Source organism: Salegentibacter lacus, assembly GCF_020164555.1.
In the GTDB taxonomy this organism is placed as follows: domain Bacteria; phylum Bacteroidota; class Bacteroidia; order Flavobacteriales; family Flavobacteriaceae; genus Salegentibacter; species Salegentibacter lacus.
Genome location: NZ_JAIQZB010000118.1, coordinates 1 through 246 on the forward strand (window position 1 = coordinate 1; position 246 = coordinate 246).

Here is a 246-nt window from a genome sequence, read left to right on the forward strand (position 1 = left end):
ATCGGTGCCAACTTCAGACAACAACTGCAACCAGTTATAATCGGTAATACCGGGTAAGACGGTGGCATCTTTATTATGGAATATCCTTAACAGGTAATTATCCATATTTTTTATTTCCGGTTTGTGGTGTCTTATAGGTTTTCTAGGAGCTTTTGGATTGTTTTGCGGGGGCTCATTGGAGCTCATCTTTTTAAGCACTTCTTCTAATTTTCTATCACAGCGAACTATCTGCTCCTGGTAAAAATC

General features: G+C 39.0%; 1 protein-coding gene. It reads right to left on the bottom strand.

Annotated elements, in window-relative coordinates:
- A partial coding sequence (locus LB465_RS18255) for a hypothetical protein (RefSeq protein WP_224471331.1) occupies window positions 1-246 on the bottom strand: 246 nt, incomplete at both ends.